Origin of the sequence: Aequorivita aurantiaca, from assembly GCF_030410135.1 — a bacterium.
Lineage (GTDB): Bacteria > Bacteroidota > Bacteroidia > Flavobacteriales > Flavobacteriaceae > Aequorivita > Aequorivita aurantiaca.
Map to the genome: position 1 here is coordinate 91036 of NZ_JAUGQQ010000004.1, position 18404 is coordinate 109439.

At 39.8% G+C, this 18404-nt stretch carries 17 protein-coding genes; 5 read left to right on the top strand and 12 right to left on the bottom strand.

The window, feature by feature from the left end; genetic code table 11:
- Position 1: 1 nt before the first annotated feature.
- From QRD02_RS08065 to mraZ, 5 genes are all read right to left on the bottom strand, one after another.
- Positions 2-1465 carry a UDP-N-acetylmuramoyl-L-alanyl-D-glutamate--2,6-diaminopimelate ligase gene (locus QRD02_RS08065; RefSeq protein WP_290254422.1) on the bottom strand — a complete coding sequence of 488 codons (1464 nt, stop codon included), beginning with the start codon at positions 1463-1465 and terminating at the stop codon, positions 2-4.
- A complete protein-coding gene (locus tag QRD02_RS08070) occupies positions 1462-3462 on the bottom strand; it encodes a penicillin-binding protein (RefSeq protein WP_290254423.1) in 2001 nt (666 codons plus the stop codon). Before QRD02_RS08070 ends, QRD02_RS08065 begins: the two co-directional genes overlap by 4 nt.
- Positions 3463-3527: 65 nt before the next feature.
- A complete protein-coding gene (locus tag QRD02_RS08075; protein WP_290254424.1) occupies positions 3528-3848 on the bottom strand; it encodes an FtsL-like putative cell division protein in 321 nt (106 codons plus the stop codon).
- 40 nt (positions 3849-3888) lie between these two features.
- Positions 3889-4785 carry a 16S rRNA (cytosine(1402)-N(4))-methyltransferase RsmH gene (gene rsmH, locus QRD02_RS08080; protein WP_290254425.1) on the bottom strand — a complete coding sequence of 299 codons (897 nt, stop codon included), beginning with the start codon at positions 4783-4785 and terminating at the stop codon, positions 3889-3891.
- Positions 4772-5245 (bottom strand): division/cell wall cluster transcriptional repressor MraZ, encoded by a 474-nt coding sequence (gene mraZ, locus QRD02_RS08085; RefSeq protein ID WP_290254426.1) that lies wholly within the window; start codon positions 5243-5245, stop codon positions 4772-4774. The genes rsmH and mraZ overlap by 14 nt, the downstream gene beginning before the upstream one ends.
- Before the next feature lie 205 nt (positions 5246-5450).
- Here mraZ and QRD02_RS08090 point away from each other — a divergent pair, with 205 nt between their 5' ends.
- Together QRD02_RS08090 and yihA are read left to right on the top strand one after the other, a co-directional pair.
- Positions 5451-6215: an alpha/beta fold hydrolase gene (locus QRD02_RS08090; RefSeq protein ID WP_290254427.1), complete on the top strand. Its 765-nt coding sequence runs from the start codon at positions 5451-5453 to the stop codon at positions 6213-6215.
- Positions 6216-6304: 89 nt separating this feature from the next.
- The gene (gene yihA / locus QRD02_RS08095) at positions 6305-6916 is read left to right on the top strand and encodes a ribosome biogenesis GTP-binding protein YihA/YsxC (protein ID WP_290254428.1); all 612 of its coding nucleotides are present in this window, start codon (positions 6305-6307) and stop codon (positions 6914-6916) included.
- A gap of 2 nt (positions 6917-6918) precedes the next feature.
- Here the strand turns inward: yihA and gldC are convergent, their stop codons facing one another.
- Together gldC and gldB are read right to left on the bottom strand one after the other, a co-directional pair.
- Entirely contained in the window at positions 6919-7260 is a 342-nt protein-coding gene (gldC, locus tag QRD02_RS08100; RefSeq protein ID WP_290254429.1) for a gliding motility protein GldC, read from the bottom strand.
- Positions 7260-8219, bottom strand: coding sequence for a gliding motility lipoprotein GldB (gldB, locus tag QRD02_RS08105; RefSeq protein ID WP_494337474.1), 960 nt, complete (start codon positions 8217-8219; stop codon positions 7260-7262). Before gldB ends, gldC begins: the two co-directional genes overlap by 1 nt.
- A 105-nt stretch (positions 8220-8324) precedes the next feature.
- Between gldB and nadE the strand changes: the two genes are divergently transcribed.
- Both nadE and QRD02_RS08115 read left to right on the top strand, forming a co-directional pair.
- Positions 8325-9125: an NAD(+) synthase gene (nadE, locus tag QRD02_RS08110; RefSeq protein WP_290254431.1), complete on the top strand. Its 801-nt coding sequence runs from the start codon at positions 8325-8327 to the stop codon at positions 9123-9125.
- Positions 9126-9256: 131 nt separating this feature from the next.
- A complete protein-coding gene (locus QRD02_RS08115; protein WP_290254432.1) occupies positions 9257-9889 on the top strand; it encodes a response regulator in 633 nt (210 codons plus the stop codon).
- 1 nt (position 9890) lies between these two features.
- On the opposite strand, the gene dnaG is transcribed toward QRD02_RS08115, so the two are convergent.
- Both dnaG and QRD02_RS08125 read right to left on the bottom strand, forming a co-directional pair.
- Positions 9891-11849, bottom strand: a complete 1959-nt coding sequence (gene dnaG, locus QRD02_RS08120; RefSeq protein ID WP_290254567.1) for a DNA primase — start codon at positions 11847-11849, stop codon at positions 9891-9893.
- A gap of 277 nt (positions 11850-12126) precedes the next feature.
- Entirely contained in the window at positions 12127-13104 is a 978-nt protein-coding gene (locus QRD02_RS08125) for a polyprenyl synthetase family protein (RefSeq protein WP_290254433.1), read from the bottom strand.
- A gap of 324 nt (positions 13105-13428) precedes the next feature.
- Between QRD02_RS08125 and QRD02_RS08130 the strand changes: the two genes are divergently transcribed.
- Positions 13429-14241: a T9SS-dependent choice-of-anchor J family protein gene (locus tag QRD02_RS08130; protein WP_290254434.1), complete on the top strand. Its 813-nt coding sequence runs from the start codon at positions 13429-13431 to the stop codon at positions 14239-14241.
- 48 nt (positions 14242-14289) lie between these two features.
- On the opposite strand, the gene rlmN is transcribed toward QRD02_RS08130, so the two are convergent.
- From rlmN to queA, 3 genes are all read right to left on the bottom strand, one after another.
- Positions 14290-15330: a dual-specificity RNA methyltransferase RlmN gene (gene rlmN / locus QRD02_RS08135; RefSeq protein ID WP_290254435.1), complete on the bottom strand. Its 1041-nt coding sequence runs from the start codon at positions 15328-15330 to the stop codon at positions 14290-14292.
- A 79-nt stretch (positions 15331-15409) separates the two neighbouring features.
- Positions 15410-17068, bottom strand: a complete 1659-nt coding sequence (locus tag QRD02_RS08140) for a T9SS type A sorting domain-containing protein (RefSeq protein ID WP_290254436.1) — start codon at positions 17066-17068, stop codon at positions 15410-15412.
- A gap of 129 nt (positions 17069-17197) precedes the next feature.
- Entirely contained in the window at positions 17198-18247 is a 1050-nt protein-coding gene (gene queA, locus QRD02_RS08145) for a tRNA preQ1(34) S-adenosylmethionine ribosyltransferase-isomerase QueA (RefSeq protein WP_290254437.1), read from the bottom strand.
- Positions 18248-18404 lie beyond the last annotated feature (157 nt).

The window sequence follows — 18404 nt, forward strand, 5'->3', positions numbered from 1 at the left end:
GCTATTTGTTTAGAATTTTTAAAAGTTGGCTCGCTATTTTAAAATCATCAAAATCAAAGCGTTCACCGTTTATTTCTTGATAAGTTTCATGGCCCTTTCCGGCAATTAAAATGATGTCGTTTTCCTGGGCCATTTGGCATGCCGCCTTTATGGCTTCCTTTCTATTTGTTATTGAAATGGTTTTTTTATAATGTTCCGGCGGTACGCCGGCCTCAATTTGTTGTATTATTTTCTCAGGATTCTCCGAACGCGGATTATCACTTGTGAAAATAACTTTTGTGCTCAGTAATGCCGCAATATTGCCCATAACCGGCCGCTTTTGAGCATCGCGATCGCCGCCACAACCCACAACTGTAATTACTTCTTCATTGCCGGTGCGAATGCCGTTTATCGTTTCCAAAACATTTTTCAAGGCATCAGGCGTATGCGCATAATCTACAATTGCCGTGATTTGCTTTTCAGAAATTAGATATTGAAATCGGCCGTCAACACTTTCCAAAGTGCTCATAATTTGAAGAATTTCAAGCTCCTTCAATCCCAAAAGCTTAGCAGTACCGAAAATTGCGAGTAGATTGTAAGCGTTGAAGCCGCCAATCAATTTCACCCATAGTTCCTGATTTTTTATTTTTAAAAGTTGTCCGGTAAACTGGCTCTCTAAAATTTGGGCTTTGAAATCGGCATAAGTTTTTAGGGCGTATGTTTGCTTTTTGGCCTTTGTGTTTTGGAGCATCACCACGCCATTTTTATCGTCCACATTTACCAATGCGAAAGCCTTTCCAGACAATTCATCGAAAAAGGATTTTTTCACATCGCGGTATTCAGCAAAATTCTTGTGATAATCTAAATGATCGTGGGAAAGGTTGGTGAAAACGCCACCGCAAAAGTTTAGCCCTTCAGTTCGTTTTTGATGTATTCCGTGGGAGCTCACCTCCATAAAACAAAACTCCACCCCCGCGTCGACCATTTCACGTAAATAGTTGTTGATGGTCAATGAATCCGGTGTAGTGTGCGTAGCTTTATATTCCGTATTGCCAACCATTATTTTAACGGTGGAAAGTAGCCCAGCCTCCATACCCGCCTTCTTAAAAAGCTGGTATAATAGGGTGGAAACAGTGGTTTTACCGTTGGTGCCAGTAATGCCAACCAATTTTAATTCTTCGGAAGGATTGTTGTAATAATTGGCAGCCATAATTGCCATTGCCTCATGTGAATCCGCAACTTGCACGTAGGTTATTCCGTTTACTATAGTATTGGGCAAAATTTCGCAAATAATGGCCAATGCTCCGTTATCCGCAGCTTTCTTTATAAATTGATGGCCATCGGAAACGGTTCCCTTTATTGCAACAAAAACATCATTTAGCGATACTTTTCGGGAGTCAAATTCAAGATTATTTATTGCCACGGAAGTGCTGCCCACAACACTTTCAATGGTAACTTTATATAATATGTCCTTAAGTAATATCACGATAAATTCAAGGTTATCAATTGGCCTTTTTTGATGTTTTCGCCGGATTTTATGGATTGGTGGGAAACGGTCCCATTCCCCACCACCTGAACTCTTAGGCCAAGATTTTCCAACAGCGATACTGCGTCCATACCAGCCATTCCTGTTACGTTGGGCACAATTTTGGGAGCTTGTTGTAATTTGGCATAATATCTTTCATAATCCTTTTTTACAACCGGATCAGATTTTTCTACTTCTTCCACCGAATCAATATTCGGAGAATCCGTAAATATTTTTTGAGCAATTCTTTTAAAAACCGGACCCGAAACATCAGCGCCGTAAAAACCCTTTCGCGTACTAGGTTTGTGAATGATCACAATGCAGGAATATTTAGGATTTTCCGCAGGGAAAAACCCTGCAAATGAGGAAATATAGCGGCGGTTACCCTTCCAATCCGGCATCCAATATTCCGTTTGTGCCGTTCCAGTTTTACCGGCCATTGAGAAGTCTGGGGAATACAATGATTTTGCGGTACCGCGTTTCACTGTATTTTTAAGAATTTCCCGCACCTGCTTCAATGTTTCATCGGAACAAATTTTAGGGTTTATAATTTTCGTATCGTAGGTTGTAACCTTTTCATTCCAAGCCCTCACCTCCTTGATAAAACGAGGTTTTACCATTACACCATGGTTTGCAATGGCGTTGTAAAAAGTCAATGTTTGCAAAGGCGTTAAGCGCAATCCATATCCATAGGACATTGAAGGCAAGGCATTTTTACTCCATTTTTTATCGCCCGGCTGCGGAATCATAGGAATTCCCTCACCTTTTATTGCGACTCCTGTTTTCTGATCTAAATGCCAGCTTTTTAAACGATTGATAAATTTATTGGGTGTTTTGGAATAGCCATCGTCAATAATAGTTGCCAGGCCAATATTGGAAGAAACCTCCAGCGCGCGGGCAGCAGAAATTTTTCCGAAGCCTCCCCGGTGCGAATCATTTATAGGTTTTCCGTAGAAAATTTTTCTGCCATTTCCGGTATCTAATACAGTGCTAGTATCAATTACCTTGTCCTCCAAAGCCGCCATAAATGCCATTACTTTAAAGGTTGATCCCGGTTCATGGGACTCACCGATGGCGTAGTTTAATTTTTCATAATAGGTGCCTTGCGAGGTTCGACCCAAATTGGAAACTGCCTTTATTTCGCCTGTGGCCACCTCCATCACGATCACGCTTCCGTGTTCAGCCTCATAATGTTCTAGCTGTTTTAAAAGCGCATGATGGGCAATATCTTGAATATTTACATTTATAGTTGAAACAATATCAAACCCATCTTGCGGCTCAATTTCATTGTCATCGGAAATTGGCTTCCATTGGCCTTTGGCAATTTTTTGTTTTAGGCGATGGCCTTCTTTTCCGGTCAAAAGATCATTAAAAGCGCCCTCCAAACCTACGGCGTAATAGCCTGGGCGATCGAATGCTTCATCGCCCACTGTCCGCTGTGCGATTTGGCCAATAGGATGTTCACGAACGGTCCGTTGCTCCACTATAATGCCTCCCTTGTATGGCCCTTTTCTGAAGAGCGGCAAGTTTTTCACCTTTATATAGTTAGAATAACCCAAATTTTTGACTACCAATTGATATCGGTTTTTATCGGCGCGAGCCTTTCTAAACATATCCTGATAATACGATACGGGCTTGCCGAAAAGCTTACTTAAACCTTCGGAAAGGGGTTTTAAATTTTCATTAAAATCTTCGGAAGAAACCGTTACAGCGTCAAAACGTATATCATATTTTGGAACTGAAGTAGCCAATAAGCTCCCATCATCGGCATATACATTGCCCCGGTTAGCAGGAATAACGAAATTTTTGGTTGTGCTTTCCTTGGCAAGTTCTCTGTACTGCTCTCCATGAACAAATTGAATATTCATCAATTTAACGCTTATGGCCAATGCAAAAACAAACATACATCCCGCGATGATGTATAAACGGTTCAATATGTTTTTTTCCTCAAATGCCATATTCAGTGGTCAGTGGTCGGCGGACGGTGTATTTCTGTCCTTGCCTTTTGTTCTTTATTATTAGCTTACTTTTTCCTCTGTATAATTCTGATTCTCTTTGGCGGTGTGGATGAAGGCTGCAACCCGCGACTTTCCATTGCAGCAATTATTTTGCTCTCCATCCGGGCTTGCATCAACAGCATTCTTACATCAACATATTCGCTTTTTAGCTCCTTAACTTGTGCATTTAGCTTAGAAATTTTGTGCACTTTTTTGTCGGCGCTGTGCGAACTCCCAATCATTACAAGGGCCAAAATGGAAAGGAAAATGATGAACCGCCAATTTTTGAGCGCATCATCACTTACTAGAAATTTCCCTTTTATAATGTTGTAAAAACCCTCTTTCATTATCCCATGTTTTTTCTTTCCTCTGTGCTAAATGCGTGACCTAATTTTTTTCGGCGATACGAAGTTTGGCGCTTCTGGCGCGATTGTTTTCTTTAATTTCCTCATCGGAAGGAGTTATGAATTTCCCGATTGGCTTAAACGGAACCTCTACCCTTCCAAAAACGTCTTTTTCCGGCTCACCCTCAAACATCCCATTTCTGATAAAGCGTTTCACCAGTCTATCTTCCAAAGAATGATAGCTAATTAGGCTAATTCTTCCCCCGGGCTCCAGAACCTCTTTGGTTTGAAGCAAAAATTCTTTTAGGGCCTCCAATTCCTGGTTTACTTCAATGCGAATGGCTTGATAGATTTGCGCCAAAAGTTTGTTCGCCTTGTGCGGGGGCAAAAACCTGCTCAAAACTTTTTTAAGCTGTTCGCTGGTTTTTATTTTTTCCTCTTGCCGCGCCTCAACAATTACTCTTGCCATTCCGGCCGCGCTTCGCAATTCACCATAATTTGAAAGAACGCTCCGCAATTGGGCTTCTTCATATTTGTTGACCACCGTATACGCCGAAAAATTGCTGTCTCTGTTCATTCGCATATCCAAATCCGCTTCAAAACGAGTTGAGAAACCTCTCTCTGCCACATCAAATTGATGGGAGGAAACTCCGAAATCGCCGAGAATTCCATCCACTTTTTTGAAGCCGTTAAATCTTAAAAATTGCTTCAAAAAGCGAAAGTTTTGATTTATCAACAAAAATCGGGAATCATCAAGGGCATTTTGGAGGGCATCCTTATCTTGGTCAAAAGCGATCAATTTGCCAGTCGGACCCAAACGGTTCAAAATTTCCCGGGAGTGGCCGCCGCCGCCAAAAGTTACATCCACATAAACCCCATCGGGCTTTATGCTTAAACCCTCAACCGTTTCTTGAAGCAAAACCGGATTATGATATTCCATCACCATCATTGCTTTTGTTTCCCATTACTTCTTCCGCCAAATCAGCAAAGTCGCTAGCGGCATCGTCTATGGCCTGTTCATATTTATCCTTATCCCAAATTTCCACAATGTTGATTGCCGTGGCAATCACCAATTCCTTGTTTAAGCCCGCAAAAGCAAGTAAATCCTTTGGGATCAACAAGCGACCTGTAGAATCTAGTTCTACGTGCTTCACTCCGGCAGTAAACCTTCTAATAAAATCGTTGTTTTTTCTGTTGAAACGGTTTAGCTCCCCCATTTTCACCATTAAGCTGTCCCATTCTTTCATTGGGTAAATTTCCAGGCAGGGCTGAAAAACAGCTCGCTTAATTACAAAGCCTTCTGGCGCAACCGAAGCTAATTGCTTTTTTAAAGGGGCGGGCACCATGAGCCTTCCCTTTACGTCTGCTTTACATTCGTATGTGCCTATTAGATTGAGCATTGTGAAAATTTCCTGTATGCAATTTGTATTTTCAAATATAAATAACTTTTACCACAATTTACCACATTCTACCACTTTGTTGATAAGTTTTACCACCTTGTGAAGAACGGGAAAATCATTTCATCATTAACAAACCCTGCATATAGTTAGATCATATGAAAATATTTTGTTTACTTTTGTTCTTTCTAAATTGGACCAACCAAGTATGTCGGATAACTTAAAGAAAGAAGGGAAATTTTCATATTTAGAAATAGGTGAAGGCGCTCCGATAATCATCCTTCACGGGCTTATGGGCGGGTTGAGTAATTTTGACGGAGTGGCAGATTTTTTTCCCACAAAAGGCTACAAAATTCTAATTCCCGAACTTCCCATTTATAAAATGACGTTGTTGCGCACGAACGTTAAAAATTTCGCGAAATACGTTGGACAGTTTATTGACCATTTAGGTTATAACGAAGTTATTCTTCTAGGAAATTCATTGGGCGGACACATAGGTTTGCTTTGCACGAAAATGTATCCGGAAAAAATAAAAGCGTTGGTAATAACAGGAAGCTCTGGGCTTTATGAAAGTGCAATGGGCGAAAGTTATCCAAAGCGGGGCGATTATGACTATATTAGACAGAAAGCCGAAAATGTTTTTTATGATCCGGCCATTGCCACCAAAGAAATAGTAGATGATGTTTATCAAACGGTAAACGATCGAAACAAGCTGATACGTACGCTTGCCATTGCCAAAAGTGCAATTAGGCACAATATGGCGAAGGATTTGCCCAAAATGCGCACTCCAACTTGCATCATCTGGGGAAAGAATGATAATGTAACGCCTCCGGAAGTTGCTATTGAATTTCACGAACTTCTACCGGATTCCGATCTTTTTTGGATTGACAAATGCGGACATGCCGCAATGATGGAGCATCCGCAAGAATTTAACGAGCTGCTTTATAACTGGTTACAGAAACGCGGGTATTGATTCATTTTAATTCTTAGCTGCAAGGGTTGAGGTATCACATTAAATTCCAACAAAGTTAATCTCATTCATTTTTAAATATTTTCCAAAAAATGCAAATTAAATCGGCTGAATTTCTAATGAGCAATAGCGAGGTTGCCAAATGCCCAAAGGATCGATTGCCGGAATACGCATTTATTGGTCGCAGCAATGTGGGAAAATCATCGCTAATCAATATGCTGATGCAGCGAAAAAGTCTTGCCAAAACTTCTGGCAGACCTGGTAAAACACAGTTAATAAATCACTTTCTTGTAAATAAAAATTGGTATTTGGTAGATTTGCCAGGTTATGGATACGCCCGAGTTTCCAAGAGCAGCAAAAAGACTTTTCAGAAATTCATTACAAATTATTTTGAAAAAAGGGAACAAATGGTACTCGCCTTCGTTCTTGTAGATTGCCGTCATGAGCCGCAGCCAATAGACCTCGATTTTATGCAATGGTTGGGGGAAAGTGGGATACCTTTCAACATAATCTTTACAAAAGCTGATAAGTTGAAAACCAAAGCATTGGAACGAAACATCGCCACCTATACCGAAAAAATGCTCGAGTCTTGGGAGGAAATGCCCGCATTTTTCGTTACCTCCGCGAGCAATTCCATAGGAAGGGAAGAAGTTTTACAATATATTGACCAACTGAATTCCACAATCCAAAATTCCGATTTCTAAATTTAATTCCCTCGTTTAAGCTCTAACTTTTCTGCGAAATAATCACAGAAGTCGCGCATCGTATCACTCATTTTATCATCATTGGTAGCACGCTGAAAGGTATCAGCCATTGCGGTTAAGGTTTGGTGGAAAAAGATTTTCATTTCATCAACAGGCATTTCTTTCGTCCACAAATCAATCCGAAGCGATTCCTTCCGCTTGCTGTCCCACACCGATAGCATTACTGCCTTGGTCTCTTCGTTGGTTATGCCACCATCTTGGGCAGTCCAAGTGATGTGTTCAGGAATCTTGTTTTCGTCCAAGCCGACTTTTAATTTTATTTCAGAAGTATGTTTTACTGCCATTATCTTTTAGGTTTGTATTTTGAATTTTTAAATATTTCATCCGCATCAGCAACCATAAGTTGTTGAACCGTGGTTCTGTTATTTTCCATATACGCCCGAACAATTTTCCAGCCCAAATACCGCCCCAGCATTCCGGGTGATTCATTATCTATTTCAAGATAAAATTTTGAAAACGGTGCCGGATTTATGAAACGAGCGCCCAGTTTGGGATCTGTACTGTACAGCAATTCTTTCTCAATAAAATAACGCCACATATATTCCTCATTTTCTTCGGACCATTGAAATTCCTCTTCAGTATAACCTATTTTTTCAGCGTCAGAAACATCCGGAAGCCATAAATCCATTAAATAAAGTTGCTTTCCGAAATAAATAATTTGGTGCAAGAAAGAGGTCTTTCGAGGCGGCTGTATATATTGTGTTGCATAAACTTCTGCCACATCGGGCCCAATTTGGGATGGCTTCATTTCCTTTGAAATATACTTTTCAATGCCTTCGTAAAAATGGTGATCACTTCCCAAATAGTTGTCCAATCCAATCACCAACAAACTATCCGTGGGAATTACCTTGTTCCGGTAATCAACGTCCGAAGTGGTAGTTACAACCACGGGCGTCTGGAATTGTGGAAAATAATATTTTATGTGCTGAAACAGTGGCACGAGCACGTCCGTTAAGGCATCATTCTGAGGAAAAGTTTGTATTACCTCATTTTCCAACTCATTTTGAAGGGTATCGGCCATTTTTGCGAGCCAAATGCTGTCATGATATTGTTTGGGAAAAAAAGCTGGAAATTCAGCCTTTAATTTTTGTAGATTTTCCGGGCTTGTGGCTGCAAATGCTTTATCAAAACGTAAAATTTCAACATTGATAGGTATTCTTTCAATATCTGTTTCAACTTTGCTTTTATTATTACAGCCTAAAAGGAAAATGAACACAGCCCCAAAGACGAAACGAAGAATCATGTTAAAAATGTTATGTTTGGTTAACGCCATTCCTTTTTATTAATTTTATCTTTAACATCTTTTGCGTTGCAAAGGTATTATTATAAAAAATTAAAAGCACAGAAAATGCAGACTGAAAAAGTTATAAAATTTATAGTTGAATGGTTAAGTAACTACGCGGAAAAGGCAAAAATGAATGGCTTCGTAATTGGAATTAGCGGCGGAATTGATTCTGCAGTAACATCAGCGCTGTGTGCAAAAACGGGACTTGATCTTTTGTGTGTTGAAATGCCCATTCATCAAGAAGTCTCGCAAGTTGGGCGTGCCTATAGCCATATTGAATGGCTAAAAAAGAACTTTAGCAGTGTAAACAAAATTGAGGTCAATCTTACACCGGTTTTTGATTCTTTAACAACTGCGTTGCCAAAGGTGCAAAATGAGGAATCCAGATTTATGCCCCTTGCAAACACGCGTGCGCGATTGCGAATGGCAACTCTTTATTATTTTGCGGGGCTTCATAAATATTTAGTTGCGGGAACCGGCAACAAGGTGGAGGATTTTGGAGTTGGGTTTTACACTAAATATGGTGATGGAGGTGTAGATTTAAGCCCTATAGCCGATTTGATGAAAAGTGAAGTTTACGAAATCGCAAAACATCTTGGAATTAATGATGAAATAATAAACGCCGCTCCCACTGATGGCCTTTGGGGGGATGATCGCACCGATGAGGACCAACTGGGCGCCACTTACGATGAACTGGAGTGGGCCATGAAAATGACCGAATCGGGCAAAACCAATGCTGATTTTTCGGGAAGAAAACAGGTGGTTTTTAATATTTACAATCGGCTCCATAAAGCCAATCAACACAAAATGGTTCCTATTCCTATATGCGAAATACCTTCGGAGTGGAAAAAATCTGTAATTTAACGAATAATTTAACCATTAAACGAAAGGTTTAATATTCTTAGTCTTAAGATTTTATAAATTCAAAATGTAGTATTAATATTACGCACTTAAATACTAGTTTTTTACGAATACTGAACTATAAATCCCACAAGATGAAAAAAGTTGTAATTGCCGATCATCACCCAATAACTAAAAAAGGTGCAGAAGTTTTGTTGAACAGCACAAATGAATATTCCATAGTGGGGAAAGTCTCTCGTGGATCAGAATTGCTAAAATGTTTGGAAAAGGATAGACCAGACATTTTGATTTTGGAACTTGACATTCCCGAAATAAATGGATTTCATGCCTTAAGAAGTATTCGTGAAGAGTTTCCGAGAACTCGTATTGCCATTTTTTCCTCCCATCCCGAAGAAATATATGCACTACGTTCCATAAAATCTGGGGCCGCGGGGTATATTCCAAAAACTTCGTCAGAATCCATTTTTCTTCAAGCCATTAAACTTATTGCTGCTGGTGGTATTTTCTTAAATGAGGAACTAACGGCCGCATTCAACAACAAATCCATAAATGACAACTCAATTATGGGACGCTATAAAAAACTTTCCGCGCGAGAAATTGAGGTGCTGAATTTATTAAGCAACGGAAAGCGCAATAAGGATATCGCATCGCTTTTGGAGATAAACGAAAAAACAGTTAGCACTTATAAAACACGATTGCTTAAGAAATTGAAGGTTACGAGTTTGGCAGAATTGATAAACCAAGCTCGCATGTTTCAGTTTAATTAATTTACAGCACGCGGTTCAATTTATTAGAGAGCACTTTCTTTAAGCTTATGTAATCCACAATTTCCTGTAGGCCGGACTCTTTATCCGCGTTTTCTTCGTGTTTTATTGCTTCGGAAAGTTCGTTTATTTTTTGAGAGACCAAATGCCTACGTAAATTGAGGATAGTCTCACTAACTATTTGGGCTATGGTTTGCTCCTTTACCTTCACATAAATTTCCTTTCGCTCCCAGTTACTGAGGGAATATTTTTCTTCTTCCATCAAAATATGTGTTACGGTGGATGCCATTTCTGGGTCAAGCTCATTTATAAAAGTTTCTGATTTGGCTTCGGGATTTTGGTTGAACCGGTTGACGACCTCAACATATAATTCTTTGAAATCCCGAGTCATAAACTCAATTTCATCTTCCTGTAGATCGAGATATATTTTTTCAAAAACGCGTGATTTATGAATTTCAGGTTTTAATATAATTTCTCCCTTTTCATCGGCCTCCAGAATTAACTCCTCAAAATCCTCTTCCACATTTCCGTACAGTAACAGCAACTCGATAATTTTTTGTTCCAATTGAAACTGCACATCGACCTTTTCAATTTTTTTCTCTGAAGAAATTACCTCAAAAGATTGCTGTGGAATTTCATTTCTTTTTGCCGAATCCTTTTTTTCCTTTTGAAAAATCTGTGCAAGGGTGTTGAAAAGCACTTGTTCCGAAATATCCATAATTCGCGAGCATTCCTTAATATACACTTCGCGTTTGATAACGTCGGGAATTTTTGCGATGCTGTTTACCATATCGTGTATGGTTTCGGCCTTTTTTATGGGATCGTTTTTTGCTTCATCGGCAAGCAAAGAAGCTTTGAAAGTGATGAAATCCTTTGAGTTTTCCTCCAAAAAAAGCGTGAGCTCTTCCAAAGAATTTTTGCGTGCAAAACTGTCCGGGTCCTCGCCTGGTGGAAAGGTGCAGATTTTCACGTTCATGCCCTGTTCCAAAATTAAATCTATACCGCGAAGGGATGCGCGAAGCCCAGCAGCATCACCATCAAAAAGGACGGTAATGTTTTTGGTGAGCCTATTTATAAGCCTAATTTGCTCGGGAGTTAAAGCCGTTCCCGAAGAGGAAACTACATTGTGGATGCCCGTTTGGTGAAACTGGATTACATCTGTATAGCCTTCCACCAAATAGCAATTGTCTTCTTTCGCGATGCTCTGCTTGGCGTGAAAAATTCCGTAGAGCACTTTACTTTTATGGTAAATGTCGCTTTCGGGGGAATTTAAATATTTCGCAGCTTTTTTATCGGAAGTCAAAATACGTCCTCCAAAACCAAGCGTTCGACCGCTCATACTTAAGATGGGGAACATTACCCTGCCTTTAAAGCGGTCGAATTGTTTTTCTTCCTTGACAATAGACAGACCAGTTTTTTCAAGAAATTCAAGTTTGTAGCCTTTTTTTATTGCGTGACTTGTGAAGGCGTCCCAAGCATCCGGTGAATAGCCGAGCTCGAATTTTTTTATGCTTTCCTCTGTAAAACCGCGTTCCTTAAAATAGGAAAAGCCGATGGCCTTGCCTTCATCTGTTTTTAAAAGTGTGTTATGAAAATAATCTTTCGCAAATTCGCTAACCAGATATAGACTTTCGCGTTCGTTTGCTTGCTCTTTGTCCTCGGGAGTTTGCTGGGTTTCTTCTACTTCAATTCCGTATTTCTTTGCCAAATATTTTATGGCTTCGGGGTAGGTGAAATGTTCGTGCTCCATTAAAAAAGCAACCACGTTCCCGCCCTTTCCGCTACTGAAATCTTTCCAAATTTGCTTTACCGGGCTTACCATAAAACTGGGGGAGCGCTCATCTGTAAAAGGACTTAAGCCTTTGAAGTTGCTGCCGGATTTTTTAAGGTGTACAAAATCGCCGATAACCTCCTCTACTCGGGCGGTTTCCAAAACATTGTCTATGGTGGTTTTTGAGATCAGGTTTTTGGATTTTTAGATTGTTGAATTGTTGAATTGTTGGATTTTTTCAAGTGTAAAAATAGGTATTTCTATAAAGTTTGGGCTATGGTAGTGGATGGAAAACATAATTTGCGAGGAACGGTGGCCGTATTGCGATTTGATTTCTTGGGAAGGGGTTACTTTATTGAACCAAAAACATTTTCTAAAAGCCTCAAACCGCTGCTCTCATAAAAACGCAATACAGAAACAGCTAGTTCATTTCGGCGAAATTTCAACTGAAAAGTGAATCTGTTTACTGCTACTTTTTTCTATCAATCACGTAATTCACCATCAAAACCAAGGATTCTTTATAGACAGATTCGGGATAAGTTTCCAAAAGCTGTAGGGCTTGCTGTTGGTATTCCTTCATTTTCGCTACGGCATAATCAAGGCCACCGGTTTCTTTTACTAAAGTGATGACCTCCTTCACGCGCTGTTTGTTTTTATTATGGTTCTTAACGGAATTGATGAGCCACTTTTTTTCTTCGGAATTGGAATTGTTGAGGGTGAATATTAAAGGTAGCGTCATTTTTTGCTCTTTAATATCTATGCCGGTTGGCTTGCCGATGTGTTCGTTGCCATAATCAAAAAGGTCATCTTTAATTTGAAACGCGGTGCCAATAAGCTCCCCGAATTTTCGCATTTTTTCAACCTCTTCATCTGGCGCCATCACAGATCGTGCGCCCATTGCGCAACAAGCTGCGATTAAGGTTGCGGTTTTTTGACGGATTATTTCGAAGTAGATTTCTTCAGTTATATCGAGTCTTCGGGCTTTTTCAATTTGAAGCAATTCACCCTCGCTCATTTCGCGAACGGCTACGGAAATTATTTTCAGCAAATCGAAATCATCGTTATCAATGGAAAGCAATAATCCTTTTGAAAGCAGATAATCGCCCACGAGTACGGCGATTTTGTTTTTCCAAAGTGCATTTATTGAGAAAAAACCGCGGCGGCGATCGCTGTCGTCCACCACATCGTCATGCACTAAAGTTGCTGTGTGTATAAGTTCAATTACCGATGCGCCGCGATAAGTGCGTTCGTTCACTTGGCCGTTGCCAGTCATTTTTGCAATGAGGAACACGAACATCGGTCGCATTTGTTTTCCCTTTCGGTTTACTACGTAATGTGTGATTCGATTTAAGAGGGAAACTTTGGAAGACATAGAGGCGGAGAACTTTTTTTCGAAAAGCTCCATTTCGGTTTCAATGGGAAGTTTGATGCGCGAAACTATCTTCATAAAGGCCAAAGATAGTTAAAAATGAACGATGGTTTTTAGGGTTACGCTTCCTGAATTTGATGTGCTTTTCAGCCAAATTAAATATTTTAACTTTTTTTTATTAAAAGCAATTGGAAGCCGTTTTATGGGAAAGTCAGATTTTTTTTGATAGAAAAAGAATATTTCAATTATGCTGTTAATAAATGTTATGATTGCGGAAAAAACGAAGAGATTTTTTCCAAATTCCGAAACTATGTTAAACTACCCTCATCAACCCTCGAAAACACTGTGCAAGCCCTATTTTTGAAAAAATCATTTTTTTAACCCTTATTAATAATTTACAAAATGAAAAAAATTACATTATTGGCAGCATTATTTGCTGGCTTTGCTATGAATGCGCAGTTGTTCAGTGACGATTTTGAGGATCAGGATATTTCTGACTGGACATTATTGGATGAAGATGGTGATGGTTTTAACTTTAGAGCCTATGACCCGAGTATCGCACAAAACGGCGAGCGTAATTACATGTCATCAGAATCTTGGGATCCAATTGTAGGACCTCTAACACCAGACAATTATGCGATATCTCCTGCAATTGATGTAGCCGGCAACGGAACATTACAACTTGATTATCTAGTGGGTGGTCAAGACCCTCTTTATTTTGACGAGATTTATACTGTATATGTGTCTACAGGAAATACTATCGCTGATTTCGAGAATACTGACCCCACTGTAACAGTTAGCTTTACAGAGAATATAGGTAACGATCCTGCTGCTGCAGGAGAACTTGTTCCTAGAAACCTAGATTTATCTTCTTTGGACGGTGCAACAACACTTTACATTGCTTTCAGACATCACGATGTTACAGATCAATTTATCATTAATTTTGATGATGTTGTTCTTACCGGTGTTCTTAGTGTTGAAGACAATGCTCTTGCCGGTTTCAATTATTTTGTTTCAAACAATCAATTGAACCTTTCCGCAAACACCGCTTTGGAAAATGTCGCACTTTACAATATGTTAGGGCAACAAGTTGTTTCTCAAAAATTGAGTAACAATACCGAAACTGTTGAACTTTCTGGTCTTCAGTCTGGTATTTACATCGCTACTGTTTCTATTGACGGAGCAAGCAAGTCTTTTAAAATTGTAAAAAACTAATTTACGTTTTATACTGAATTGAGAAGAGCGGCCAAAAGCCGCTCTTTTTTATTGCTTGTTTGCCAATTGCCCGCAGGCTGCATCAATATCCTTTCCGCGGCTGCGGCGTACGGTTACTGGTATTCTGCCATGTTCCAAAGCTTCAATATAATCCTGAATTACCGTTGAGGATGCCTGCTGAAATTCGCCATCGTCTATCGGATTGTATTCAATAATATTAACTTTGCACGGCACATATTTACAAAAGGTGACTAACGCTTCTATATCTTCCCATTTGTCGTTTATGCCTTTCCAAACAATGTATTCATAAGTAATTTTTCGTTTGGTTTTGCTGTACCAATATTCTAAAGCCTCGCGCAAATCGGGTAATGTGAAGTTTTTTGCAAAAGGCATAATCTGTTCCCGGGTTTCCTGGATTGCGGAATGAAGGGATACTGCAAGATGGAATTTCACCTCATCATCGGCCAGTTTTTTTATCATTTTCGGCACACCCGAAGTAGAAACAACAATACGTTTTGGGGACATTCCTAATCCTTCATCAGAAGTTATTTTCTCAATGGATTCGAGCACATTTTTATAATTCATCAGTGGTTCGCCCATTCCCATAAACACAATATTGGTGAGCGGTTTGTCGTGATACAACCTGCTTTCTCTATCAATGGCAACAACTTGATCATAGATTTCATCGGGATTCAAGTTTCGCATTCGCTTTAATCTGGCAGTAGCACAGAATTTACAATCCAAACTACAACCCACTTGTGAGGAAACGCAAGCAGTAGTCCTTTTTTTCGTTGGAATTAAAACAGATTCCACCACCAAATCGTCGTGAAGTTTTACGGCGTTTTTTATTGTACCATCTGCACTTTTTTGAAGATGGTCCACCTTTATGTGGTTGATTACAAAATTTTCGTTTAAATGTGCGCGGATTTCCTTGGAAAGATTTGTCATTTCCTCAAAGCTATGAAGTCCCTTGCTCCAAAGCCATTCATAAACTTGCGTTCCGCGGAAGGCTTTCTCACCAATGCTTTCGAAAAAACTCCGAAGTTCTTCTTTTGAAAGGGCGCGTATATCTCTTTTTTCTGAAACCATTTTGCAAAATTACTTTATTTTAAAGAAAAAAGCCTCTTTCCTTTCAGAATAGAGGCTTTGCACATAATGAGTAATTTGGTTAGTGCTTAATGATTATCTTTTTAGTAATGAAATCCTTACTGTCCTCATCAACCAAACGCAGGAAATAAATACCTTCGGAAAGATTATCGACGGCAATGGTGTTCATCGTATTGGACAAATTACCCGCACGAATCTGTTGACCCATCGCATTGGAAAATACAAAGGACAAATGTGGATAGCGATTGTTCATGACCGTAATCATTGAACTTGCGGGATTGGGATAAATTTTAAGGTCGCCAATTAATTGAAAATCGGGCGTATTCAACAAATTTTGAAGTGTTTCAACGGTTGCGTTACCGGTGTTTGCTGGGTCTAACCATTCTTTTAGTCTAGATTGCGGGGAATTTCCATTATTCCAGGAAACACCGAACCTACCATAAATATCATAATCTCTGTTGTTTTGCAAGCCGGCGCAAGCAGATTGTCCGGCATAAAGTTGACCAATGATTCTTCCATTTTGGTCAAACAATGGTGAGCCGGAAGAGCCACTTTCGGTTGTGCCGATTTCCCATCCATTCCCCGCGCCGTGTGTTCCTCCTCCAATTAGCCAAACTTTTGTTCCATTGGCATCCACTTTTTGTGCGCCGGAATCATCGCGGCATACTTTCATAATATCACCATTTGGATGATGTATCCCAACTTCGAAGGTTGGGTTTGTATCCGAATTATCCCAACCCGCAAAGGCAACATCCCAAGATTCGGGAATTGGAGTAAAAAGTTCCACCAATGCGAAATCACTCAAACTGCTTTTGGCTTTCAACTCAGCGCCGCTTACGGTGAAATTGGTCTGAAGATCGCCACTATCACCGCCCGTCGCACACACCGGGGTCGGGCTTACCCAATTGAAACGAGCGGACCAAAGCGCTGGATTGCTGTTGTCCAGACAGTGGTTCGCGGTCAATAAATATGGTGTTTTATCGTTCGCGGTATTATTTATAAGCGAAGCGGAACACAAATGGCCATTGCCCAAATTTAAAAGTGCTACTGCTTTTTTGAGAACGTCTTTTTTTGAATCAAAGTCATTTCCAATGGGACAGTTAACGTCATAATTGCATTCGCCAGAATCATTCAAACCGCGGTTTTCATCAATTAAAACATTTAACCTTCCCATTCTATAGCCGTGAATAACGCTGTTAATGTTAAGCTTTGGGGTTCCTTGTACTCCTGGGGGTTGATAGTATTCAATCCAAATAATTTCGCCTTCAATAAACCAGGTTCCCAAATGACCCTGGCTACTGTTTTGATTGCTGGTAAGGGCTGAGATTATATCAGATTTTGTGTCATTGTATAGCTGTAGTCGCGTGCCGGGTGGCAAAAAGAAATCGTCAAAATTCACGCTTAAATTTAGAGCTCCTGCAGACTTTATTGTTGCTTGCCAAATTTTTCCGCCGTTTGGCAAAGCTGTCCATAGCCCGCCGTGCTGCATATTTAAATTCAACGGAATTTCTATGCCATACCTCCAAGGCAGGGTTTTATCCAAATCATTGATACTGTCCTGTTGCAATATGTTTTCAAAATCCAATCTTGGAAGTCTTATAATATTTGGAATTCTTACCAAATTCAAATCCCAACTTTCCGGCAATTCCTCACCCCCACCCTGTGGAAAGGCGGAAAATATGGTGAAAAATAAAAGGAAGAAAAGAGTAATTTGTTTCATTCCGGCCGACAATTAGATTTTAAAAGGAAGACTAAGGTAAATTTTTATTCTGACATTTGGAAACCAAACCCTTATAAATTAAAAAATCCCGAATGATATCGGGATTCCTTTAATTTTGCTATGAATTTTTTAGATTATTAGCATTGCGTCACCATAAGTATAAAATCTATATTTCTCTTTTATGGCTTCGGCATAGGCTTCCTTTATAAAATCGTGGCCGGCAAATGCAGAAACCATCATCAATAATGTGGATTTTGGGGTGTGGAAATTGGTCACCATTGCATTGGCAATACTAAAATCATAAGGAGGAAATATAAATTTATTGGTCCAACCAGTGAAAGGGTTCAAAGTATGGTTAGAAGAAACCGAACTTTCCAAAGCCCGCATTGCAGTTGTTCCGACAGCACAGATTCTTCTCTTTTTTTGAATTCCCTTATTAATAATTTGTACAGCTTCCGGGGTAATCATCATTTCCTCAGAATCCATTTTGTGCTTCGAAAGATCTTCAACTTCCACTGAGCTGAAAGTACCCAAACCTACGTGCAGCGTTACTTCAGCAATACTTACACCTTTTATTTCCAATCGTTTCAAAAGATGTTTTGAAAAGTGCAGCCCAGCAGTTGGCGCGGCAACGGCTCCTTCATTTTTAGCAAAAATGGTTTGGTATCGCTCGGCATCTTCGGGCTCGACTTCTCTTTTAATATATTTCGGCAGAGGCGTTTCACCCAGTTCGGTCAATTTATTTCGAAATTCCTCATAGGAACCATCAAACAGAAAGCGCAACGTTCTGCCGCGCGAGGTAGTGTTGTCAATAACTTCCGCCACGAGGGTTTCATCATCGCCAAAATACAACTTGTTACCTATCCTGATTTTTCGGGCGGGATCTACCAAAACGTCCCAAAGACGTGTTTCGGGATTCAATTCCCTCAAAAGGAAAACTTCAATTCGAGCGCCGGTTTTTTCTTTGTTCCCGAACAATCGCGCGGGAAAAACCTTGGTATTATTGGTAATCAAAACATCATCCTCCTCAAAATAATCAATAAGATCCTTGAACATTTTGTGTTCGATTGTTTTGTTTTTTCGGTTCAGTACCATCAGGCGAGATTCATCGCGGTTTGGTGCTGGATATTCAGCCAATAATTCCTCAGGAAGATTAAAGTTGAAATTTGAAAGTTTCATTCCCATAATTCGTTGTGTCTTTAAATTTTTACAAGGGCGCAAATATACAACCTCCACACAGGCGTTGTCAAGTAAATGCGGGTTTATTATTTGGAAATGTGGATTGGCGGGTGCTGGAAGCGAAAAGTTGAAAGTTTAAAACTTGAGGTCCGGAGCA